At 54.5% G+C, this 22,196-nt stretch carries 22 protein-coding genes; 6 read left to right on the plus strand and 16 right to left on the minus strand.

Annotation, left to right across the window (positions count from 1 at the left end; genetic code table 11):
* Positions 1-41: 41 nt before the first annotated feature.
* The 4 genes from nudC to R3F50_17755 form a co-directional block, all read right to left on the minus strand.
* The gene (gene nudC, locus R3F50_17740; GenBank protein MEZ5492129.1) at positions 42-887 is read right to left on the minus strand and encodes an NAD(+) diphosphatase; all 846 of its coding nucleotides are present in this window, start codon (positions 885-887) and stop codon (positions 42-44) included.
* A gap of 75 nt (positions 888-962) precedes the next feature.
* Positions 963-1,682, minus strand: a complete 720-nt coding sequence (gene dnaQ / locus R3F50_17745) for a DNA polymerase III subunit epsilon (GenBank protein MEZ5492130.1) — start codon at positions 1,680-1,682, stop codon at positions 963-965.
* 19 nt (positions 1,683-1,701) lie between these two features.
* Positions 1,702-2,136 (minus strand): ribonuclease HI, encoded by a 435-nt coding sequence (rnhA, locus tag R3F50_17750; protein ID MEZ5492131.1) that lies wholly within the window; start codon positions 2,134-2,136, stop codon positions 1,702-1,704.
* Between the two features lie 10 nt (positions 2,137-2,146).
* Positions 2,147-2,941 (minus strand): class I SAM-dependent methyltransferase, encoded by a 795-nt coding sequence (locus R3F50_17755; protein MEZ5492132.1) that lies wholly within the window; start codon positions 2,939-2,941, stop codon positions 2,147-2,149.
* Between the two features lie 167 nt (positions 2,942-3,108).
* On the opposite strand from R3F50_17755, the gene gloB reads away from it, so the two are divergent.
* From gloB to R3F50_17770, 3 genes are all read left to right on the plus strand, one after another.
* Positions 3,109-3,897, plus strand: a complete 789-nt coding sequence (gene gloB, locus R3F50_17760; protein MEZ5492133.1) for a hydroxyacylglutathione hydrolase — start codon at positions 3,109-3,111, stop codon at positions 3,895-3,897.
* Positions 3,898-3,916: 19 nt separating this feature from the next.
* Positions 3,917-5,521, plus strand: coding sequence for a LysM peptidoglycan-binding domain-containing protein (locus R3F50_17765; GenBank protein ID MEZ5492134.1), 1,605 nt, complete (start codon positions 3,917-3,919; stop codon positions 5,519-5,521).
* A 132-nt stretch (positions 5,522-5,653) separates the two neighbouring features.
* Positions 5,654-6,457: an enoyl-ACP reductase gene (locus tag R3F50_17770; GenBank protein MEZ5492135.1), complete on the plus strand. Its 804-nt coding sequence runs from the start codon at positions 5,654-5,656 to the stop codon at positions 6,455-6,457.
* A gap of 37 nt (positions 6,458-6,494) precedes the next feature.
* On the opposite strand, the gene R3F50_17775 is transcribed toward R3F50_17770, so the two are convergent.
* From R3F50_17775 to tig, 6 genes are all read right to left on the minus strand, one after another.
* A complete protein-coding gene (locus tag R3F50_17775) occupies positions 6,495-8,390 on the minus strand; it encodes a SurA N-terminal domain-containing protein (GenBank protein MEZ5492136.1) in 1,896 nt (631 codons plus the stop codon).
* Positions 8,391-8,570: 180 nt separating this feature from the next.
* A complete protein-coding gene (locus R3F50_17780; protein MEZ5492137.1) occupies positions 8,571-8,846 on the minus strand; it encodes an HU family DNA-binding protein in 276 nt (91 codons plus the stop codon).
* Between the two features lie 246 nt (positions 8,847-9,092).
* On the minus strand, positions 9,093-11,528 hold the full coding sequence (gene lon, locus R3F50_17785) for an endopeptidase La (protein ID MEZ5492138.1): 2,436 nt from the start codon (positions 11,526-11,528) through the stop codon (positions 9,093-9,095).
* Positions 11,529-11,647: 119 nt separating this feature from the next.
* Entirely contained in the window at positions 11,648-12,940 is a 1,293-nt protein-coding gene (gene clpX / locus R3F50_17790; protein MEZ5492139.1) for an ATP-dependent Clp protease ATP-binding subunit ClpX, read from the minus strand.
* A gap of 187 nt (positions 12,941-13,127) precedes the next feature.
* Positions 13,128-13,763 carry an ATP-dependent Clp endopeptidase proteolytic subunit ClpP gene (gene clpP, locus R3F50_17795; GenBank protein MEZ5492140.1) on the minus strand — a complete coding sequence of 212 codons (636 nt, stop codon included), beginning with the start codon at positions 13,761-13,763 and terminating at the stop codon, positions 13,128-13,130.
* Between the two features lie 153 nt (positions 13,764-13,916).
* Positions 13,917-15,314 carry a trigger factor gene (gene tig, locus R3F50_17800; protein ID MEZ5492141.1) on the minus strand — a complete coding sequence of 466 codons (1,398 nt, stop codon included), beginning with the start codon at positions 15,312-15,314 and terminating at the stop codon, positions 13,917-13,919.
* Positions 15,315-15,644: 330 nt separating this feature from the next.
* Between tig and mobA the strand changes: the two genes are divergently transcribed.
* A complete protein-coding gene (gene mobA / locus R3F50_17805; protein ID MEZ5492142.1) occupies positions 15,645-16,283 on the plus strand; it encodes a molybdenum cofactor guanylyltransferase in 639 nt (212 codons plus the stop codon).
* A 169-nt stretch (positions 16,284-16,452) separates the two neighbouring features.
* The gene (locus R3F50_17810) at positions 16,453-16,653 is read left to right on the plus strand and encodes a DUF6316 family protein (protein ID MEZ5492143.1); all 201 of its coding nucleotides are present in this window, start codon (positions 16,453-16,455) and stop codon (positions 16,651-16,653) included.
* A 27-nt stretch (positions 16,654-16,680) separates the two neighbouring features.
* On the opposite strand, the gene msrB is transcribed toward R3F50_17810, so the two are convergent.
* Positions 16,681-17,082, minus strand: coding sequence for a peptide-methionine (R)-S-oxide reductase MsrB (msrB, locus tag R3F50_17815; protein ID MEZ5492144.1), 402 nt, complete (start codon positions 17,080-17,082; stop codon positions 16,681-16,683).
* A 182-nt stretch (positions 17,083-17,264) separates the two neighbouring features.
* Between msrB and R3F50_17820 the strand changes: the two genes are divergently transcribed.
* Positions 17,265-18,497 (plus strand): pyridoxal phosphate-dependent aminotransferase, encoded by a 1,233-nt coding sequence (locus tag R3F50_17820; GenBank protein MEZ5492145.1) that lies wholly within the window; start codon positions 17,265-17,267, stop codon positions 18,495-18,497.
* Here the strand turns inward: R3F50_17820 and R3F50_17825 are convergent.
* The 5 genes from R3F50_17825 to ttcA all read right to left on the minus strand — a co-directional run bounded on the left by R3F50_17825 (position 18,484) and on the right by ttcA (position 22,165).
* Positions 18,484-19,659: a 4-phosphoerythronate dehydrogenase gene (locus tag R3F50_17825; GenBank protein ID MEZ5492146.1), complete on the minus strand. Its 1,176-nt coding sequence runs from the start codon at positions 19,657-19,659 to the stop codon at positions 18,484-18,486. The two genes, R3F50_17820 and R3F50_17825, sit on opposite strands and share 14 nt — an antisense overlap.
* Positions 19,660-19,671: 12 nt before the next feature.
* Positions 19,672-20,607, minus strand: coding sequence for a 5'-3' exonuclease H3TH domain-containing protein (locus R3F50_17830; protein ID MEZ5492147.1), 936 nt, complete (start codon positions 20,605-20,607; stop codon positions 19,672-19,674).
* A gap of 94 nt (positions 20,608-20,701) precedes the next feature.
* Complete coding sequence (gene tusA / locus R3F50_17835; GenBank protein ID MEZ5492148.1) at positions 20,702-20,965, minus strand: sulfurtransferase TusA; 264 nt, start codon at positions 20,963-20,965, stop codon at positions 20,702-20,704.
* 31 nt (positions 20,966-20,996) lie between these two features.
* Positions 20,997-21,269 (minus strand): YheU family protein, encoded by a 273-nt coding sequence (locus R3F50_17840; protein ID MEZ5492149.1) that lies wholly within the window; start codon positions 21,267-21,269, stop codon positions 20,997-20,999.
* Between the two features lie 50 nt (positions 21,270-21,319).
* The gene (gene ttcA, locus R3F50_17845; GenBank protein ID MEZ5492150.1) at positions 21,320-22,165 is read right to left on the minus strand and encodes a tRNA 2-thiocytidine(32) synthetase TtcA; all 846 of its coding nucleotides are present in this window, start codon (positions 22,163-22,165) and stop codon (positions 21,320-21,322) included.
* Positions 22,166-22,196 lie beyond the last annotated feature (31 nt).

A 22,196-nucleotide genomic window follows, 5' to 3' on the forward strand; every position in this document is an offset into this window, starting at 1 on the left:
ATTTTGCCCGTTCCCGTTAGAAAGTGAAATGATAGCGACCATCAGGATGGTTGCCAGAAAGGTTGCCTAGCAGCCCCGGTTCGGGAAAACCGTTCACAGTGTAACTTAATAAGCTGACCCGCCACACTGATTCCCGGAGCCGGTATCACAGGCATCTCAGCCGGCGTAAACCACTTCAACTCCTCGATTTCACCCGGTTCCGGGCATAATTCGCCGGAGGCATAATCCGCAAAGAAACCCAGCATCAGCTGCGAGGGAAAAGGCCAGGACTGGCTCTTGACGTAGCGAATATTGCTGACTTCTATCCCCGCTTCTTCCCTGACCTCCCTGGCCACCGTCTGTTCCGGTGTCTCCCCTATCTCTACAAAGCCGGCCAGACAGCTGAAAAAACCGCCTTTGTAACGCGTGTGGCGCGCCAGCAGCATGCGTTCGCCATCGCTGATCAGGACAATTACGCAGGGGTTGATACGCGGGTAGCAACTCTGCCTGCAATCGGGACAGACTAATGCTCGCTCCCCGGGGTGTGGTTCGTTGCGATGCCCGCAGACGCCGCAATAACGGTGGGTCCGATACCAGTCAGCCAGCTGATTGCCAAGACCCGGCAGCTGGAATTCGATATCCCTGAATTCCAGCAACAGCTGCCGCAAAGGAATGAACTCAGCCTCCGCCGGGACCTGGAATTCCTCCTCGACATGAACAGCCAGATAGCGTGCGCCATTGCGAAGCCCCACCAGCAATGGCCGATGGTCGTCTCTCAACCAGTGTGCCAGTTCCGCCACCGACCATTCACAGGACCCATTGCGGAGCAGGATCTTCTGCCGGTGATAAACCAGCAGTCGATCACCCTCCTGACAGGCATTCAGTGCGACAAAATGAGGATTATCCATCGTTCGCTCCGGGACCGGCTGATGGGCCGGAGACGCGCTGCAGCAGGCAGCTTACCGGCAGGCCGATCGATAGCGTCAAGGGTCCGCTTCCAGCGTTAGCCAGACGCATTTCTCACCACTCTCCTTGTTGATCACAGCCAGGCGCTCCCTGTGAGACGCCAGTTCATCAGCGCTGGCCCTGATTACCTTCAAGGGCGGCCTGCTGCCATCAAACACTTTGAATTTCCGCGCCTTCGCCGTTGCCTCAGTCTCCTCCGCACCAAGCTGCAAGCGGGTCTGACCACCGGTCATGGCCAGGTAAACATCGGCCAGAATTTCAGCATCCAGCAAAGCGCCGTGCAGCTCCCGTTGGGAGTTATCCACTTCGTAGCGCTTGCAGAGCGCATCGAGACTGTTGCGCTGCCCGGGGTGTTTCTGGCGCGCCAGCGCCAGACTGTCGATGATAGAACAATAGCTTTCCAGCGCCTGAAGGTTGCCACGCATCAATTGAATCTCATTATTGAGAAACCCAACATCAAAGGGCGCGTTGTGAATGATCAGCTCGGCGCCACTGACAAATTCAATAAACTCCTCGGCTATCTGCGTAAAGCGAGGCTTATCCGCGAGAAACTCGCTGGTCAGACCGTGAATCTCGATGGCCCCTGCGTCTATTTCCCGCTCGGGATTCAGGTAATAGTGGAAATGACTGCCGGTCAGACGCCGATTGTCGATTTCCACGCACCCGATTTCTATCACTCGATGGCCCTGGCCAGGATCCAGACCAGTAGTTTCAGTATCCAGTACGATCTGCCGCATGTGTGTCGCCTAATTCCTCTCAGTCGAGTTCATCAATGCCCTTGTTGGCCAACTGATCAGCCAGCTCGTTCTCAGGGTGTCCACTGTGCCCCTTCACCCAATGCCACTCCACTTGATGCCTGGTCACCAGTGCATCCAGCTGTTGCCACAACTCCAGATTCTTAACCGGCTTCCTGCCAGCTGTTTTCCAGTTGCGTTTTTTCCAGTTGGGCAACCATTCGGTAATGCCATCAAGGACATACTTCGAATCGGTGGTCACCACCACCCGGCTGGATTTTTTCAAGGCCTCCAGCCCTCGGATTACCGCGGTGAGCTCCATTCTGTTATTGGTTGTCTGCGGATCGCCGCCATGCAGCTGCTTTTCCACACTGCCATAACGAAGCAGCACTCCCCAGCCGCCCCGGCCCGGATTGCCCCGGCATGCGCCGTCGGTGAACATCTCAATTTTTTTCAAAGGCCCTGCCCTAATGAAGCTTCTTGATCCGGATATTTTCCGCAGCCGGCATCACGGTCGCGCGAGGTCGAAGCGGACGCCATTTCTGCATTACCGGGGTAAGCGGCAGAACCTGTTTAGTGCCTATAACCAGGTAAGCGCCCCCGAACGGACTGGTCAGTCGCTCACTCAGGACATCCACCCCACCGGAGGAATTCATGGCCTTGCGCCAGCGGGACGGGAGGAAATGCAGCCCGTAGTCGACCTTCTCAACCTGTAATTCCAGCAGTTTGAGCCAGTCGGCGACTCGCCTGTGACTGATAAAGCGCCCCGCCCAGGGGACTTCCGCTTTGATCTTAAGAAGTTTCTTTACGCCCCAGAGACTGAACGGATTAAACCCGACAATCAACAGGTGTCCTCCCGGCCTGAGCACCCTGGTGGCTTCCCGCAGCAGGCTGTGACTGTCCCTGGTAAAATCCAGGGCGTGGTGGATTACCACCACGTCTATACTTTCTTTCGCCAGGGGTAACTGTTCGTTGTCGGCCACCGGTAATCTGCTGACTTTATCGTACTCCGGAGCAAACAGGATTTTATGCCCGACCGGGCTGTCAGAAATCAGCGAGTGGCGGGAGCTGCAGCCCATTTGCAGGATGTGATAGCCAAACAGACGACTCAGATAGGGATTGATAAGCGCCTGCTCTGCTTCAAGTACCGTGCGGCCAAGCGGTGACTCAAACCACTGGATCAGGACATTCTGCCCATCCTCGAAATCGACCTGCTCTCTGAGCAGGCGTCGCCGTATCTGGTGCCTTGAAGGTATTTTCACACTAAATTCCTGTATTACACTGTTTCAGCGACGGAATATCGGGGGTTTCGATAAGCCGATATAGTCACGCCATTTTACAGGAACCCGACCGCAGTTAAAGCTGTCGAAATACCTGCAAATTGACGCTATCATTCGCACCTTCATTTTACTGGAGCTGTTTGTTCAGCATGGAAAACCCGATCTTTCCCATACCGGCCTTTTCGGATAACTACATCTGGGCATTCACAGATGAACAACAACGCCACGCGTGCGTGGTTGACCCCGGCGATGCCGCTCCGGTTCTGAGTTTTCTGGACAAAAATGACCTGCAGCTGAGCCACATTCTCATTACCCATCATCATCCGGACCACACCGGAGGAGTCGAAGCCCTGGCCAGACGCTTCAATGCCAGAGTATTCGGGCCGCAGAATTCGCCTTATGGGGGAATCGAGCAGCAACTGGCAGAAAAGGATGAGCTCACGGTGCTGGGATTTGATTTTTCCGTGTTGCAGATACCAGGGCATACGCTGGATCATATCGCCTATTACTGCGAGCGTCCGCCTGGCCGCCACCGGCCATTGGTATTCTGCGGTGACACCCTGTTTGCGGCTGGTTGTGGCCGTATCTTCGAAGGGAATCCGCAGATGATGTACGACTCCCTGCAAAAACTCGCCCGCTTACCTGCCGATACTGAAATTTACTGCACCCACGAGTACACCCTGGCGAATCTCACTTTTGCCGCAGCCGCAGATCCGCACAATCAGGCACTGAAGGAAAGAACAGCAGCGGCCCGGAAAGCCCGGGAACAGCAACAGCCTACCCTGCCGTCCCACCTTGCACTCGAGCTGGCCACCAATCCCTTTCTGCGCTGTACAGAAGAGCCGCTGGCAGATTCTGCAGCCTCCCATGTCGGTGCGGATCTCTCTGAGCCGGTCGAAGTCTTTGCCGCGCTGCGACGCTGGAAAGACACCTTCTGATTGCGGAAACTAACTATTAATGAATTACTTACCGCTAATATTTAGCAGACTACCTTCGGTTTTTATTGCGCTGCTGATGCTTGCCGCCTGCCAGGTTAATACCGTCGATACGCCACCCCTGGTAACACCACGAACCCAGCCGGGTGTCAGTGTTACCAACCGGGTCGTGCCACAACGCCGGGTCAGCACACCCCGCGCGACGCCGGCTATCGCTGAGTATGCCGAGCCTCAAGGTGAGCTTTGGCAGTATCTGCGGGAAAACTTTTCCCTCCATCAGCAGTATCAGCATGCCAGTATCGATACCGAACTGAACTGGTATCTCGAGAATCCCAGTTACTTCACACGAATTACCGAGCGCGCTGCACCATTCCTCTACGAAATAGTGCAGGAAGTGGAATCCCGGGGACTGCCTCTGGAGCTGGCGCTGGTGCCTATTGTCGAAAGTGCCTTCGACCCCAATGCCTACTCCGCCGAACACGCCGCCGGGCTCTGGCAGTTCATCGGCCCCACGGCACGCAGTTTCGGATTGCAGTCAGACTGGTGGTACGACGGCCGGCGGGACCCGCTGGCTTCAACCCGGGCCGCGCTGGACTACCTGCAGTACCTGCACGAGGAATTTGACTCCAACTGGCTGCTGGCGCTGGCCGCCTATAATGCTGGCGAGGGCAGCGTGCGGCGCGCAGTCAGACGCAGCGGCAAACCGGCCGCCACGGTGAGCTTCTGGGAACTGCGCCTCCCCAGTGAAACCCGCGGACATATTCCCCGTCTGCTTGCCGCAGCCCGCCTTATAGCCGATGCCGATCAGTATGGACTGACGTTGTACGAAGTTCCCGACGAACCCTATCTTGAGCTGGTCGACCTGGACTTTCAAATCGACCTGAACACCGCAGCACAACTCGCCGACATAGACAGGGAACTGCTTAAGACCCTGAACGCCGGCTATCTGCAATGGGCCACTCACCCTGATCATCCCCAGAGTATTGTGCTGCCAAGAGTCCATGCCGAACAGTTCCGAGCTGCGCTGGCTGAAATTCCTGAAGACAGCCGCCTGACCTGGGAAAATTACCGGATTCAGCGCGGGGATACCCTCACCGGAATCGCAACCCGGTTCAATACCAGCGTTGAAGTGTTGCAGAGCATCAATAAACTACGCGGCTCACATATAATCGCTGGCAGGTCCTTACTGATACCGCGCACCGGTGGCGACGCCGCAGGGCAGTCACTGGCCAGCATTCTGGCCAACAGGCCCAGCACCGATGCGGAGCCTACGCCAACCAGCTATCGGGTTAAATCCGGTGACAGCCTGTGGCAGATAGCAAAGCGCTTCGGCCTCAAGGCTGGGGATATCTCGACCTGGAACAGCATAGCACTGAACGCTCTGCTGCATCCTGGGCAGCTGTTAATGTTGCAGCCACCTGATCTGGTGGCTGCCCGAAGCAACAGCGCTGCTTCCGCAAGGCGCGTAAGGTATGAAATCAGCAAAGGCGACACCCTGTTCCAGATAGCCAGAAAATTCAGGGTTTCAGTAGATGATCTCGCCACCTGGAACGATTTTGATACCACGACAACCATCTTCCCGGGACAAACCATTGAAGTGATACTGCCGCTTACCTTCTTTAACTGAATCGCTGCAAGGCAATAACGTGAGGCGAGCGAAACCACTGCTGGGGCAGTTGATCACAGCAATAAATACACCAATTACCAGCTGGCCGGTGCATACCGATTGCTGGACTAACAGAAAGACAGGAATGCGCTTATGGGTTTTCTAGCAGGAAAACGAATTCTCGTGCTGGGCGTCGCCAGTAAACTTTCCATCGCCAGTGGCATTGCCGCCGCCATGCACCGGGAAGGGGCCGAGCTGGCACTGACCTATCAGAATGAGAAACTCAAAGGGCGGGTCGAGGGCTTTGCCGAAAGCTGGGATTCCAACCTCACCTTCCCCTGTGACGTCACCAATGACGAAGAGATTGAACAACTGTTCCGCGACCTGGGCCAGCACTGGGACGGATTGGACGGGATCGTGCATTGCCTGGCCTATGCACCGGCAAATGAACTGGATGGCAACTACGTGGACGTCACCACCCGCGAAGGTTTTCGCACCGCCCATGAAATAAGCTCTTACAGTTTTGTCGCGCTGGCCAAGGCGGCTCGGAGCCTTATGCAGGGGCGCAACGGTTCACTGTTGACCCTGAGCTATTTTGGCGCCGTAAGAACACTCCCCAACTACAATGTCATGGGGCTGGCCAAGGCAAGCCTGGAAGCCAACGTTCGCTACATGGCTGCCGGCCTGGGACCGGAAGGCACCAGGGTAAACGCCATTTCTGCCGGCCCGATCAGAACCCTGGCCGCATCGGGAATCAAGAGTTTCAGAAAAATGCTTGATCACAACGAAAAGCAGACGCCATTAAGACGCAATACAACGATCGACGAAGTGGGTAATGCGGCTGCCTTCCTGTGTTCCGACCTTGCGGCCGGAATCACAGGAGAAATACTCTATGTCGACGGCGGATTCAATATTACCGCCATGGGCAGTCTGGAAGACGAGGGAAGCTCTGACTGATTCCCGCCTTGCTCTGCGGGAACCAGAGGTTCCCTGGCTACAGCAGCGGCTCTTCTGGCAGCTGGCTGGTGGTGATGTCCGCGTTCGCACGCAGGTGATTGAGATAGGAACTGAACAGCGACTGACTGCGCTGTGAGAGGATGGATTGCTCAATTGCGAGCCGTTCCTGCTCTGGCATGGAAGCCAGATCACCCACCGTCACATTATTCAGTTCAACAACGATGTAAGTGCCATTAGTCAGCGCAATACCCTGATAAACGGGTTCATCCCCTTCCGGGCTCGGCAAGGCAAACACGGCATTGGTAATCTCCCGGTTAACAGCCGTGGAATCCCGGGTGATACCTTCCTGCTCGATCCACTCAAGCTCATTTTCCAGCAACAGCTGCTCTACATCCTGCCCCTGGACCAGATTGCCCAGAATTTCCTGGCCCAGTTCCATCGCACGCTCTCTTTCAATTTCGGTACGCAGAATAACGGCGATCTCAGCCTCCACCTCATCCAGCGGCCGCACGGACTCTTCCTGACGCTCTAACAGGTGCAGAACGATGGCCTGTGAATCATTCACTTCGATTGGATCGCTGTTAAATCCACCTTCCATCACATCACCGGAGAAAGCCGCCTCGATGACAACCGGGTTGGCAAACAGGCCCAGACCACCGGCGCGGGAGAAAAAGCCACTCTGCTGAATCTCCAGGCCCAATTCCTCATTCATGGGTTGCAGATCACCCGACTCGAACGCCAGGTTTGAGAGAGTCTCCAGGCGCTGCGCATAGATCTGTTCCGCCTGGGTAGACTTAAGATCCCGGGAGATTCGCTCGGAAACCTCTTCATACGAAGCAAACTGCGTGACTGCATCCTCGGTCAGTTTCACCAGGTGCACGCCGAACTCGGTCACCACAGGTTCGGACACTTCGCCCACTCCCAGTTCCAGCAGTGCGTCTTCGATGGGCTGCGGGAACGCTGTGCCATCAGAGTAGCCGATGTCTCCACCCTGCTCGGCGGAAATAATATCACTGGATAGCTCCATGGCCAGCTCGGCGAAATCTTCACCGTCGGACAGCCTCTGTCTGGCGGCAGTCGCCTGCTCCAGAGCTTCCGCTTCCGATAACGATGCGCCCACTTCGAAAAGGATATGGGCAGCCCGACGCTCTGCGGCTCCTTCGAAAGCGGACCGTTCTTCCTCATATTGAGCGCGAATAACCTCCTCGTCTATATCAATCTCATCCATGATGGCCGCTCGATTCAGTTCAACGTACTGAACGTTTACCCGCTCAGGGATGGCGAAATCTGACTGGTTTGCTTCATAATACTCGGCTATGTCTGCATCCGGAATTGGCTCGCCGAGGGTCCGCGTGCCGAGTGTCAACGATAAGAATCGAAAATCCCGGGTCTGCAGCCGCAACTCCGCGACTCGCTCCAGCTCGGCTTCTGTAACGAAGCCCGTTGCAGAAAACGCATTGGCTAACTGTGACAGCTGCATACTCTGTCTGAGCTGCTCACGATAAATTGGAACATTCATTCCTTGCGAGGCAATAGTACGGATCGCCAGGTTGCTATCAAACCTGCCGTCAATCTGGAAAGAGGGATTCTCGATAATAGAGCGATCGATACGATCTTCAGAGATGCCAAGCCCGGCTTTCTGAGCCGCCTGGCGCAGCAGAACTTCTTCCACCAATTGATTCAGAGCGATCTGCTCCAGAAGTCCCTGATCGATATTCTGTATGTTGCCTCCCAGGGAGGCGATCAGATTCTGCGTCCCAAGAGCAAGCTGCTGCTCGGTAATTTCATCACCGTTCACCTCGGCAACAGACGGCGCTGTAATAAATCCACCGATAATAGATTCCACGCCCCATAGCGCGAAGACGGCTACAATCAGGCCTATTATTACTTTGGCGATGACACCCTGGGTATTGTCTCTAATGTCCTGGAGCATACTCTCTGATTAGCCTCAAACTTTTGTTTCATTCTTTAATGAAAAAGGCGCATCAAGCTGATGCGCCCCGTATCGCCTGCCAGATATTTCCCCGCAGGGAAAGCCTGGTGTCAGGCTTGGCCTGATCTTAATCAGACCCGGACTGTCAAAATAAGGTTCTTAACCCCTGATAGTTTCCGCCTAGGAATTGACCGCGTCTTTCAGAGCCTTACCGGCTTTAAAGCTGGGCACCTTGGCCGCTGCAATCTGAATAGGCGCACCTGTCTGAGGGTTACGGCCAGTTCGCGCTGCACGATCCTTGGTTGCGAAGGTTCCGAAACCTACCAGCACCACTGGATCATTTTTCTTGAGTGAATCGGTAATGGTGTCGATCATGGCGTCTATGACACGACCTGCCTCTGCTTTGGAAATATCTGCACTGTCGGCGACGGCATCTATCAATTCTGATTTGTTCACGTTATCCCCTTTTCTCGTTTTTGAAGTAGCAGTTTTTCTTATTGTATTGACTCTGATAATTCACCTGCTTCCATTCCCCGCACCCAGTGTTACACGGTTGAATTTCACAACTGAATAATGAGTGGTAATTGAATAAGTTTTCTGTACCCAGCTCGATTTAAATCTGATCGTTGCCGCGGAACCCCCGCGACACCGGCCCTTTATACCAATTGCTCGAAACAGGTGTCAACCTGAAAAAGCGCGTGATCAATGGGTATTGATCAGTTTTTCGTCGCCCGGTTGTTCAACCTCGTCTTTGCTTGAATCGCTTTCAGTTTTTTCTTTTTCCTGAATCGGTTTCGGAGTCGGCATGTATTGTAATGCAATTTCTAAAACCTGATCGATCCAGCGCACCGGAATAATTTCCAGATCTGCTTTGATGTTATCCGGTATTTCTGCCAGATCCCTTTCATTTTCTTCAGGAATTATGACCGTCTTGATATTCCCGCGATGGGCTGCCAGCAACTTCTCCTTCAAGCCACCTATGCGTAGCACCTGACCTCGCAAGGTTATTTCGCCGGTCATCGCCACATCTGCACGAACAGGAATCTGCGTCAGCACTGACACCAGTGCCGTGCACATGCCAACACCGGCACTCGGACCATCCTTAGGTGTGGCCCCTTCCGGTACGTGAATATGCAAATCAAATTTTTCATGAAAATTAGTGTCCAGACCAAGAGCCTGCGCCCTGCTTCTGACAACGGTGAAAGCGGCCTGAATCGATTCCTGCATGACATCACCCAGAGAACCGGTTTTAATCGTCTTACCTTTACCCTCGACGGCGATAGCTTCTATCGTCAGCAGCTCGCCACCCACCGAAGTCCATGCCAGACCGTTGACCTGACCGATCATGTTTTCTTCCTGGGCCTTCCCGTAATCGTACTTACGAACCCCGGAATAAGTTTCCAGTTTCTCCCGATCGATGATCAGCCGGACCGGCTTGTCCTGCATGGCATTTTCCTTGACCACTTTCCGACAGATCTTGGCAATTTCACGCTCCAGCCCGCGCACACCGGCTTCCCGTGTGTAGTAGCGGATCAGATCCCGGATCGGCTCTTCGCCTATTTCCAGTTCATCTTTTTTCAGGCCATTGTTTTTTTTCTGTTTGGGAATCAGGTACCGCTGGGCAATATTGACCTTCTCATCCTCGGTGTATCCCGGGATACGGATCACTTCCATGCGGTCCAGCAAAGGCCCGGGAATGTTCATGGAGTTGGAGGTGCAGATGAACATCACCTCTGACAGGTCATAATCCACTTCCAGATAGTGATCATTGAAATTGTGGTTCTGTTCAGGATCCAGCACTTCCAGCAAGGCTGAGGCGGGATCACCCCGGTGATCCATCCCCATCTTGTCTACTTCATCAAGCAGAAACAACGGATTCTTCACGCCGGCCTTGGACAGTTTCTGAACCAGTTTACCCGGCAGTGAGCCGATGTAGGTGCGTCGGTGGCCCCTGATTTCAGCCTCGTCCCGGACACCGCCAAGCGCCATGCGGACGAATTTGCGGTTGGTAGCCCGCGCGATGGATTCGCCCAGAGAGGTTTTCCCAACCCCTGGCGGACCAACCAGGCAAAGAATAGGACCCTTCAGTTTCTTGACCCGCTTCTGAACCGCCAGATACTCGAGAATTCTTTCTTTTACGTCCTGCAGGCCGTAGTGATCGTTTTCAAGTATTTCTTCCGCCTTGGTCAGGTCCAGACGCACCTTGCTGCGCTTTTTCCAGGGGATGCTTACCATCCAGTCTATGTAAGTGCGGACCACCGACGCCTCAGAAGACATCGGCGACATCATTTTCAGTTTGTTCAGCTCAGACAGTGCCTTGTCCTTGGCTTCTTTGGGCATCCCCGCTTCATCGATCTTGTGTTTAAGCTCTTCTGCCTCATTGGGGACATCATCCAGCTCGCCCATCTCCTTCTGAATAGCCTTCATCTGTTCATTCAGGTAGTACTCGCGCTGGCTTTTCTCCATCTGTTTCTTGACCCGGCCACGGATTCGCTTTTCGACCTGGAACAGATCGATTTCCGACTCGATCAGTGCCATCAGGTGCTCGATGCGTGGTTGTAGATTAGCCAGTTCCAGAAGATTCTGCTTTTCCTGCAGGCGCAGAGACATGTGTGACGCGATGGTATCAACCAGACGACCGGGTTCGTCAATGCTCGAAATCGAAGTCATGACTTCCGGTGGTATTTTCTTGCTTAACTGCACGTACTGATCGAACTGGGACAGCAATGATCGCAACAGGGCATCAGCGTCTTTCTCGTCCAGTTCATCGGGATGCAACTCCTTGACGTCCGCGACAAAGCAGTCGTTCTCCATGGCAACCTTGCTGACCTTGGCCCGGGTAAGCCCCTCCACCAGCACTTTCACCGTACCATCCGGAAGACGAATCAGTTGCAGGATGGACGCCACGGTCCCGATCTGGAACAGGTCACCGATAGCCGGCTCATCCTCGGTGCCGTTCTTTTGCGCAACCAGCAGAATCTGCTTGTCTGCAGCCATAGCCTTTTCCAGGGCCTTGATTGATTTGGGGCGTCCCACGAAAAGAGGCTGCACTATCTGTGGATAGACAACCACGTCCCGCAATGGCAGCAGAGGGTAGGAATCGCCGGAATCTTGGAGATTTTGCTCGGAAAGGCTCATAAATCACTCGCTAGAAAATTGGAGGCGCCACAACCCCGGATTATGCTGGTTTGCAGACGACCTTAGTATCCCCTGATATGGAGACGGCCAGTGGATTTTTCAAGCACCTGGAGCAGGTTTTACTCGTCGACGGCCTGCCGTGGCGCGTCTTCCTGTTCCAGGTTTTCGTACATCAGCAGAGGCTCAGATTCACCGGCGATGACTGCTGCGTCGATAATGACCTTGCTGACTTTTTCTTCCGATGGAATGCGATACATGGTCTCCAGCAGCACACCTTCCATGATGGACCGCAGGCCTCTGGCGCCGGTTTTACGTTCCTGGGCTTTGGCCGCGATGGCTCGCAGAGCGTCCTCCCGGAACTGAATCTCGACCCCTTCCATTTCGAACAACTTGGCGTATTGCCGGGTCAGCGAGTGCTTGGGCTCCCGCAGGATTCTGACCAGCGCATCCAGATCCAGCTCGTCCAGGGTGGCGATCATCGGCAGTCGCCCGACAAATTCCGGTATCAGACCGTATTTGACCAGATCTTCAGGTTCCACGTCCTGGAGGGTTTTACCCACCTGATCCTCGTTTTCCCTGTTTCTTACCTGGGCGGTGAAACCAATCCCGCTCTTGTCGGAACGGTCTCTGATGATCTTGTCCAGACCGGCAAAAGCGCCGCCACAGACAAACAGAATATTCGATGTATCGACCTGCAGGAACTCCTGCTGCGGGTGCTTTCTGCCGCCCTGAGGCGGAACCGAGGCGACGGTGCCCTCGATAAGCTTTAATAGCGCCTGCTGCACACCTTCACCGGAAACGTCACGGGTGATAGAGGGGTTATCCGATTTACGGGATATCTTGTCAATTTCGTCGATATAAACGATCCCAATCTGGGCTTTTTCGACATCATAGTCACATTTCTGCAGCAGCTTCTGAATGATATTCTCGACATCCTCGCCGACATAGCCCGCTTCTGTGAGGGTAGTCGCATCAGCGATGGTAAAAGGCACATCCAGCAACCGCGCCAGCGTCTCAGCCAGAAGGGTCTTACCGGTCCCGGTAGGCCCGATCATCAGAATATTACTCTTGCCCAGCTCGACATCGGCGCTGCCTTTGTCGTAGTTGAGGCGTTTGTAGTGATTGTAGACTGCTACAGAGAGTACCTTCTTGGCCCGCTCCTGACCGATGACATATTCGTCCAGGGTTTTCTTGATCTCTTCCGGAATGGGCAGTTTACGCCCTCCGGACTCCGAGTCTTTTTCCTGTATTTCTTCACGGATGATGTCATTACACAGATCGACGCACTCATCGCAGACAAATACTGAAGGACCCGCAATCAGCTTACGCACTTCGTGCTGGCTCTTGCCGCAGAAGGAGCAATACAACAGCTTGCCGTTGTCGTCGCCCTTGTTGAAATGATCGTCGGACATCTGTTCCTACCTCACGCCTGCGTTGTTGCGATAATTTTTCGTATTAACAGTCTGTTAGAGCCTTCGCGGCAGCTCATCAAACAGATCAGCGACATGTACCTGAAAACATGCAGGCTAACGCCAACAATTGCAAGCCCTGTCCAGGAAAAATGTCAGGCGCTCCTGATCTGTCAGGAGCGCCCGGGTTTTAATCGGTGGTATCTTCTTTTTTATCTACCCGTCGCTCAATTACTTTATCCACCAGCCCATAGCGTACGGCTTCCTCGGCACTCATGAAGTTGTCGCGTTCGGTATCCCTGGCTATCACCTCAATGTCCTGGCCGGTATGGAAGGCCATGATTTCATTGAGGCGGCGCCTGATTTTGATTATTTCATTGGCCTGAATTTCAATGTCCGAGGCCTGGCCCTGGGCGCCGCCACTGGGCTGGTGGATCATCATGCGCGAATGGGGTAGCGCAAACCGCTTGCCCTCGGCGCCACCGGTCAGCAGCAGCGCCCCCATGCTGGCAGCCTGACCGATGCACATGGTACTGACATCGGGCTTGATAAACTGCATGGTATCGTAAATGGACAGGCCGGCGGTGACCGAACCGCCAGGCGAGTTGATGTACAGACTGATATCCTTGTCCGGGTTTTCCGATTCACAGAACAACAGCTGCGCGACGATCAGGTTGGCCATGTGGTCCTCGACCTGCCCAGTGACGAAAATTACTCGGTCTTTCAATAACCTGGAGTAAATATCGTAAGACCTTTCTCCACGCGCGGTCTGTTCTACGACGATGGGTACCAGGGCGGAATGAATAGGGCTGTTTTCGTATGCCATTTAAGAAATATTCCTGCAGCAGTTAGGACTGCCCATTATAGCGGCAGCCATGAAGTGTGGGGAGAATTCCGCCTCGATCAGTTCACGATACGGCAGAAAGGCGCCATCGCGCGGCTGGCGCCTGGTTGGGTTTCGGCCGGGAGTAAACGAAACTTACTCTGCCTCGCCCTGTTCCGGGTTATCGACCTGGTCCGGCTGAGGTTTACCCTGCTCATCCGCTTTGGCTGACTGTGCCGATGCCGCGGGCGGATCAGTCTTGATGACCTCCTCATAACTGACCTTCGTCTCACTGACATCCGCGTTGTCGAGAATATAATCGAAAGCCTGATCTTCCAGCACCGAAGATTCCACCGCGGCCAGTTGCTCTTCGTTACCGTAATACCAGTTGACCACTTCCTGAGGGCTTTCGTAGGTTGAGGCGATCTCTTCTATCGCCTCACGAACTTTGTCCGGATCGGCATTGAGATTCTGGCTGGAGATCACCTCTCCCAGCAACAGGCCACTGGTTACCCGCCGCAGCGCCTGCTCCCTGAACAACTCGTCAGGCAACAGACTGGGATCCATTTTCTGCCCGGCGCCAAGCCCCATTCTCTCCATGGCCTGCCGGCGCAGGTTGTTAATCTCTCCGCCAACCAGCGTCTGGGGCACTTTCACCTCACAGGCTGCCAGCAACGCTTCAATAAGCCGATTTTTGAGCTTGTTGCGCCCGGCGGTTTTCATTTCACGTTCCATGTTCTCCGCTACTTCCTTGCGGAAAGCCTCCAGGCCACCCTCTTCCACACCGAAGCTGGCAAAAAACTCGTCGTCCAATTCCGGCTTGAGCTTTTCGGAGACAGAATTGACGGTCACCTCGAACTGGACCGCCTTCCCGGCCAGATCCTTGTTGTGGTAATTCTCGGGGAAAGTGAGATCAAGTGTCACTGATTCCCCCGCCTTCCTGCCCAGCAGTCCGGCCTCGAATCCAGGGATCATGCGGCCGGAACCCAACTCAAGGCCGGCACCCTTGGCCTGGCCACCCTCAAACTCCTCGCCGTCCCGGCGCCCGACGTAGTCGATGTTCAATTTGTCGCCATCGGCGGCCTCACGCTCGACTTCCTGCCAGGTGTGTCTCTGCTCGCGCAGGGTTTCGATCATCTCGTCAATATTCTGATCGGTTAATTCACCGACCAGCTTTTCCACTTTTAGCACTGAAAAATCAGGCAGCTCCACCTCCGGGTAAACTTCGAAGGTAGCGGTAAATTCGAGGTCCTTGCCCTCGTCGATTTCGTTAGTCTCGATCTGGGGCTGACCAGCGGGGCGGATATTTTTCTCGGTCAAGGCCTCGTAGTAGGAGCGATTCATCAGCTCTCCGATGACTTCCTGGCGAACACCTTTACCGAATTTGCTCTTCACTACCCTCAGGGGGACCTTGCCTTTGCGAAAGCCGTTGAGCCGGATATTTTGAGCGGCTTCCTGAAGACGAGCGTTGACCGCTGAATCAACCTCCTCGGACGGAACAGCAATCGTCATTTTTCGTTCCAGATCGTTGGTGGCTTCTACGGAAATTTGCATCTATGAACCTCGTTTACCTGATAAAATGTTTGCCCGTGGCCGAGGGCGCCAACCCAGGCCTGCCGGCAGGCGTGTGGTGAAAGCCTGCAAATGCTTGTAGACGGGAATTTTGAGCTTGTCTTTTTATAGGCTTTTCAGCTAGTTAACCTAAACAAAGCCAACCTTACAAGGTGCGCGATTGTGCCACATTGGCACCTCACATTCAATATCGAACCGAGACCTTGAAAGCCCAATGAAAGCAAGACACCTGGCCGCACAGAGATCGGCTGTTTCATCCTGCCAATCCAGGCCGCGGCCAGGCCGTTTTCGCCCTGTCACAGGACGGCACCGGTGGCGCTGATTAATGGTGTAATTCTGGCCGGGGGACAGGGCTCCAGGATGCAGTATCAGGACAAGCCACTGCTATCTCTGGCCGGCCGGCCCTTGCTCACACATGTCATCACTCTGGCCCGTCCCCAGGTGGAAAACCTGGTTATCAGTGTCAACAGCAACCTGACGGCATACCAGCGTTTTGGTCTCCCCCTGGTAACCGATCGATCTACCCCGCACCGCGGACCGCTGACCGGGCTGTGCAGTGCCATGGAGTGGTGCCGGGAGCAGGGTCAGCACGATGGATTTCTCGCCTGCTTTCCAGCCGACGTGCCCTGTTTCCCGGACGATGTTGTTACCACGCTGCTGAGCGCTCTGCGCGCCTTACGCGGCCGTCTCCCGGACAACCCGGAAACAGGCGAGACGGTTGCCTGGTGTAAAACCGGCGCTCAGATTCAGCCGCTGTTTTCTCTCTGGCCAGTTACCTGCCTGCCGCGACTACAAGAGGCAGTTCGCCTTGGCATTCACGGCCCCAGGCTGTATTTCCGCACCAACCCCAACCTGACCGTTTTGTTACCAGCCCCGCAGCCACCGCTGTTTTTCAACATCAACACGCCACAGGATCTGGCTCACGCCGAGCGACTGCTGCGTACTGGCTGAAGGAAACTGCGGGTTGCTGCGGGTTGCCCCGGGTTGCCAGGCGCAGGGAATTGAGGCAAGCTTGCGTCTCGACGGGCAGGTTGGTCTGCGTGCTGCACGGCAGGGAACCAATACAGCGACCCGCTGTCATAAACTGTCATAAAACGTAAAACAGGTTCCGAGGCGACTTATGGCTGATTCCACCAGATCACAGGACATTGCGATTACCAAAGCCCCTCCACGCAGCGATCGTTTCTACAGTGACGACGAGCTTTGGTACTTCCGTACCAGGGAACAGGGACAGGTGGGGCCGTTTCGCTATCGGTCAGAAGCGCAGTCAAGCCTGGAGCGTTTTCTCCAGGACCTGCAGAACCAGTTACAAAGGCCCTGAGTTTGTCCCGCACCAGGAGAGTGACCGTTAATTCCTCTGCTTCTCCTCGAAATCCAGGGAAGCGGAATTGATACAGTAACGCAACCCTGTCTGCGGTGGTCCATCGGGAAACACATGGCCAAGATGGGAATCGCAGCGACTGCAAACCACCTCAACACGATGCATACCCAGGGAAAGGTCTTCGTGCTCCTCGACGCTCGATGGACTCACCGGCTGATAGAAACTTGGCCAGCCGGAGCCTGAATCGTACTTTGTATCAGATGCAAATAACGGCTCGCCGCAGGCGGCACAGCAATACATACCGGCATCCTTGGCATTCCAGTACTTGCCGGTGAACGCTGGCTCCGTTCCTTTTCCCCGGCATACTCGGTATTGCTCCGGGTCCAGTTCCTGCTGCCACTGCTGCTCCGACTTTACGATTTTTGTCACTTTCGCTACTCCTTAATTCAGACCTATTGCCGACTTACTTCATGAATCCTGTAACAAACCCGGAGCAATTGCCAGACCGTCACGGCATTTGCGCACAGTTTGTATCTTCCAGGCAGTACGACGCTCGTCGCGTACGGGATTTACCGCTAGAATAATAGGACTCTATTGCGAGAACCTGAACCATGAAACCCGTCAAGCAGTCACAAAAGCTGGCCGCCGTGTGTTACGACATACGTGGCCCGGTCCTGGAGGAAGCCAAGCGCCTGGAAGAAGAAGGCCACCGCATCCTTAAACTCAACATCGGCAACCCGGCAGCATTCGGCTTCGATGCGCCGGATGAAATTCTCCAGGATGTCATTTTGAACCTGCCTAATGCACAGGGCTACAGTGATTCAAAGGGTCTGTTTTCCGCGCGCAAGGCAATCATGCAGGAATGCCAGAAGCTGCAGATCGCCAATGTCGAAATTAACGATATCTACCTGGGCAACGGGGTCAGCGAATTAATCACCATGTCTATGCAGGCACTGCTGAACAACGGTGATGAAGTGCTGATTCCGGCCCCTGACTACCCGCTTTGGACCGCCTCGGTAAGCCTTTCCGGGGGCAGACCCGTGCACTATCTATGTGATGAAACCGCAGAGTGGCAGCCCGATCTCGCTGATATTGAAAGCAAGATCACTGAAAACACCAAGGCACTGGTCATCATCAACCCAAACAATCCCACTGGTGCAGTTTACAGCAGGGAAGTACTGCTGGAGATAGTTGAAGTCGCGCGCAAACACAATCTGGTGCTGTTCGCCGACGAAATTTACAGCAAGATCACCTTTGACGGCGCCCAGCATATCCCGCTGGCCTCGCTGTGTGACGATTTACTGGTTGTCAGCTTCAATGGCCTTTCAAAGGCCTACCGCCTGGCGGGGTTCCGCTGTGGCTGGATGATCCTCAGCGGCGACAAGGAACGGGCCTCGAGTTATATCGAAGGCCTGGATATCCTGACCAATATGCGACTCTGCGCCAATGTGCCTGGACAGTTTGCCGTGCAGACCGCTCTGGGTGGCTATCAGAGCATCAACGAACTGATACTGGCGGGTGGCAGACTCTATGATCAGCGTAACCGGGCGTGGGAATTACTGACCCAGATCCCCGGCGTGTCCTGTGTCAAACCGAAAGGCGCGATATACATGTTCCCGCGCCTCAATCCGGACTATTACCAGGTCACTAATGATGCGCGCCTGATACTGGAATTGCTTGACGAAGAAAAAATCCTGCTGGTCCAGGGCAGCGCCTTCAATATCAAAGACAACAACCACTTCAGGTTGGTGTTTCTGCCGCGCGAGGATATTCTGGAAAAAGCTGCTGAAAGCCTGGCCCGATTTCTCGCCCGGCGTCGGCAACGGCTGGCTAATGTGGGATAAACGCAAAGCCCATCGTGTGCAGGAATTTCCGTTGTAGTGGCGTAAAACCAGAATCCACAACCTGCCAGGCACTGAATTCCCGTCGCTCGGTAAGCTGTCGGCGAAGCCTGTCGAATGTGGCTGCTGACGGGACAACCCCCGCCGAGCATTCAGCGCGAAGCTGTCGATCCAGTTTGCGAATACTGAAAGCCCTGGCCAGCACTTCGGCACAAAAGCAGTCAGCCTGATCCGGAGTTTCCACTTCGATTGGTGCCAGTTTGATAGGACTCAACTCCTGTACAGACTGGAGGCTCGAATTCTGCTTGGCATGCCCCAGAAAATCGGCCACCTGCCGACAAAGCCAGGTGGTCGCCTTCAGTTTCGCCTCCCGCGAATAACCGGCAATGTGCGGTGTGCCGAGTGCGACTTCCTGAAGCAGTGCAGGATCAAGCCCGGGCTCCTCCTCCCAGACATCCAGGATCACCGTCAGATCCTGCCGACGGCACAACGCCTCTTTCAGCTGCTCATTATCAACGACCGCACCTCTGGACGTGTTAAGCAGTATGCAGCCCGACTTCAACTTTCCAATCCGGCTTTTACCCAGAAGGTGGAAAGTGGGGTAATCCCCTGACCGGGTCAGAGGCACATGCAGGCTGATCACATCCGCGGCCAGCGCCGTGTTCAGATCCACCATCATTGCGCCGGCCCGCTCGAACGCGCGGCACTCATCAAAGCTCAACAGGGGGTCATGAATCAGGCAGCGAATACCGAGCAAGGCGAGCCTGGTGGCAAAGCGTCTCCCTACATGGCCTGCGCCAATAAGAGCAAACTTCTTATCAAATAAGTTGACCTGACGCTGTTTGGCCACCTCGGACAGACCGGCAAAACAGTAGTCGACAACGGCTTCGGCGTTGCTGCCTCCAGCGGCGCAGAAATGGATTCCCCGGCTCTGCAGAAAACTCTCATCAACATGGTCGGTACCACTGGTGGCTGTCCCCACCAGCCTGACGGCAGTTCCCTCCAGCAGCTGCTGATTAACCGGTGTAATAGAGCGGACCAGTAAAACATCGGCATTACGCAGTTCCTTGCTGGTGATCTCACGGCCCGGCAGAAGCACCAGCTCGCCCAGCGCGGCAAAGCTTTGTTCGACGGAGAGAATATCTGCATCGGCTACTATGCGCATGACTACCTGCCATTACTTGAAAGAATCATTGAGCCGCCCCGCCGCCTTGACCATAGATTCACAAAAGCGTTCCTCGAACTTATAACGTCGAAGAAAATCTGCCAGCCGCTCTGTATCCGCAGGTTCACGCTGCAGTGCGTCCAGCCCAACAATGGAAAATTTCTCATCGGGGTCCACCACATCTTCGACGATAGTGGCCAGGGTTTTACTCAGATAGGCCTGCTCCCGGTGATTTTCCAGCAGTTGACCGAGTTTGGCAGCACCGCGCAACGGCAGCGCTCCCACTTTCTGCAGATTGTTATAAATATCATCCAGACAGCTATATTCCTGCAGCAACGCCCTGCCCTTTACCGGTCCGAGCCCGGGTATGCCGCTGATCCTGTCCACTGCGTCACCTACCAGGCCAAGGTAGTCGGGTATTTGACTGGGAGATACACCAAATTCAAGCTGGATCTCGGCCGGTCCCCGCCTGGAATTTTTCTGATAATCCCACAGGTGGTCCTTTTCACTGCGCAGCAATTGTGCCAGGTCTTTATCCCGAGTAACTATGACGAGTCGATCGTCCCAGAGCCGGCCCTCACTTCTCAGACGCCGCGCCAGGGTACCAATAATGTCGTCTGCCTCGTATTTACGGCTGCCGAAATTGGCCAGACCAAGAACACTGCACAACTGGGCACAGGCTTGCAGTTGATAGGCCAGATTATCATCCGGAAGTTCGCGATTGGATTTGTAGGCATCGCAAAGCTGGTGACGGAAACCGCAGAACAGGCTTTCGTCCATCGCTACAGCTACCGTGTGCGGATTTTCCCTGCGCAGAAACTGCAGGAGGAACTGCGAAAAGCCATAGAGAGCCCCCAGGTTTTCGCCATCGGCATCATAGCATTCCACATAGGGTGAAAAATGTGCCTGGAAAATGTAGATGGATGCATCGATCAGGTAGGCAGACATCGGCGCGTATCTTTTTCAGTGGAGGTAACAGACAGCACAACACATGCTGGATTTTCCGACCCGAGGCCGCCATCTGCACTATGTGTTCAGTCGCTCAATCAGTTTTTTTACGGACCAGGTAATAGTATTTATCATCCTGCTGAACTTCCTCCAGCAGCTCGTGCCCGAGGTAGAGGCAGAACTTGGGAATATCCCTGGCCGTGGACGGGTCGGTAGCAATCACCCGCAGCAAGTCACCGCCCTGCATATCCCGAATCTTATTGTGCAACAGCATGACCGGCTCGGGACAGAACAAACCGCTGGCGTCAAGCTCAAGCGGAGAGTTCTGGACTGTTTCATCTTTCAGTTTGTCAGACATGGTATTCCTTGACCCGATAAGAGTGACGCGCTCAGCCCTTTGTTGAGTCAGTGCAAAGTTCGCAGTCTACCCGATTGAGACGGTTTGCGCTCGGCGCCTGGTCACAGACAAGCAGGTTACAGGTGCTGGTATCCGGGTCAAAATTCACATAGATTTCGCCTCGCTGCAGCTGACCCAACACCTGTTGGACTTTCTCCTCAAGGCTGAAATCCCTGACACCGTACTCTGTGCCCTCCCGGCTCACATACTCTTCGATAATGCCGTGCAGGGCGTCAGCAGACAGCGATGCATGTGGGATTTTCATAAGACGGTCACTCGCAAACTTGTATTCTGAACGCTTTGATTATCAAACTGTCAAGCAGAGATACCCTGACCTATCTCCACCAGGTCCAGCAGCGCACCGTCCTTAGCCCCTGCCCTCAGCTCCCCGAATGGAAAAAGGCTTGTGTCGGCCAGGTGCGAGAGCGACACATTAGCGATACTTTTAAAAATGGTTTCGATCCGGCCCGGGTGCTGCCGGTCCCATTCTGCCAGCATTTGCTTGATCACCTGTCTCTGCATATTGGGCTGGCTACCGCAAAGATTGCAGGGAATTATTGGAAAGCGTTTGAGCCCGGCATAACGGGCTATTTCTTTCTCTTTACAATAGGCCAGCGGCCTGATCACCACATTATCGCCATCATCGCTTAACAGCTTGGGCGGCATGGCCTTCAGTTTTCCGCCATAAAACATATTCAGGAATAATGTTTCAATAATATCTTCCCGATGATGACCGAGCGCAATCTTTGTCGCACCGATCTTGCGGGCATAGGTATACAGACTCCCCCGCCGCAGCCTGGAACACAGGCCGCAGAAGGTCTTGCCAGCCTGCGTCTTGTCCTTGACCACCGAATAAGTATCCTGTTCGAGAATGTGGTAATCGACACCCTCGGATTCCAGGTATTCGGGCAGCACATGCTCTGGAAACCCAGGCTGCTTCTGATCCAGATTTACCGCCTTGATGCGAAAATCGATAGGGGCGTGACGCTGCAGACTGATCAGAATATCCAGCATCGTATAGGAATCCTTCCCGCCCGAAAGGCACACCATCACCAGATCGCCCTCTTCGATCATTTTGAAATCGGAGATTGCACGACCAACATCACGACGCAGGTTCTTGTGGCTCCGATTCAACAGGAACTGCTCTTTTTGATTGTCCATTCTACCTTACCGAAATGCGAAAACTTCGCCG

The sequence above is a fragment of the Gammaproteobacteria bacterium genome, from assembly GCA_041395725.1.
Taxonomy (GTDB): domain Bacteria; phylum Pseudomonadota; class Gammaproteobacteria; order Pseudomonadales; family Pseudohongiellaceae; genus NORP240.

Excerpts from the sequence above, each read along its gene's own strand:
- nudC (MEZ5492129.1), bottom strand. The coding sequence starts at position 887 with ATGGATAATCCTCATTTTGTCGCACTGAATGCCTGTCAGGAGGGTGAT.
- dnaQ (MEZ5492130.1), bottom strand. The coding sequence starts at position 1,682 with ATGCGGCAGATCGTACTGGATACTGAAACTACTGGTCTGGATCCTGGC.
- gloB (MEZ5492133.1), top strand. The coding sequence starts at position 3,109 with ATGGAAAACCCGATCTTTCCCATACCGGCCTTTTCGGATAACTACATC.
- R3F50_17765 (MEZ5492134.1), top strand. The coding sequence starts at position 3,917 with ATGAATTACTTACCGCTAATATTTAGCAGACTACCTTCGGTTTTTATT.
- R3F50_17770 (MEZ5492135.1), top strand. The coding sequence starts at position 5,654 with ATGGGTTTTCTAGCAGGAAAACGAATTCTCGTGCTGGGCGTCGCCAGT.
- R3F50_17775 (MEZ5492136.1), bottom strand. The coding sequence starts at position 8,390 with ATGCTCCAGGACATTAGAGACAATACCCAGGGTGTCATCGCCAAAGTA.
- lon (MEZ5492138.1), bottom strand. The coding sequence starts at position 11,528 with ATGAGCCTTTCCGAGCAAAATCTCCAAGATTCCGGCGATTCCTACCCT.
- clpX (MEZ5492139.1), bottom strand. The coding sequence starts at position 12,940 with ATGTCCGACGATCATTTCAACAAGGGCGACGACAACGGCAAGCTGTTG.
- clpP (MEZ5492140.1), bottom strand. The coding sequence starts at position 13,763 with ATGGCATACGAAAACAGCCCTATTCATTCCGCCCTGGTACCCATCGTC.
- tig (MEZ5492141.1), bottom strand. The coding sequence starts at position 15,314 with ATGCAAATTTCCGTAGAAGCCACCAACGATCTGGAACGAAAAATGACG.
- R3F50_17810 (MEZ5492143.1), top strand. The coding sequence starts at position 16,453 with ATGGCTGATTCCACCAGATCACAGGACATTGCGATTACCAAAGCCCCT.
- R3F50_17820 (MEZ5492145.1), top strand. The coding sequence starts at position 17,265 with ATGAAACCCGTCAAGCAGTCACAAAAGCTGGCCGCCGTGTGTTACGAC.
- R3F50_17825 (MEZ5492146.1), bottom strand. The coding sequence starts at position 19,659 with ATGCGCATAGTAGCCGATGCAGATATTCTCTCCGTCGAACAAAGCTTT.
- R3F50_17830 (MEZ5492147.1), bottom strand. The coding sequence starts at position 20,607 with ATGTCTGCCTACCTGATCGATGCATCCATCTACATTTTCCAGGCACAT.
- tusA (MEZ5492148.1), bottom strand. The coding sequence starts at position 20,965 with ATGTCTGACAAACTGAAAGATGAAACAGTCCAGAACTCTCCGCTTGAG.
- R3F50_17840 (MEZ5492149.1), bottom strand. The coding sequence starts at position 21,269 with ATGAAAATCCCACATGCATCGCTGTCTGCTGACGCCCTGCACGGCATT.
- ttcA (MEZ5492150.1), bottom strand. The coding sequence starts at position 22,165 with ATGGACAATCAAAAAGAGCAGTTCCTGTTGAATCGGAGCCACAAGAAC.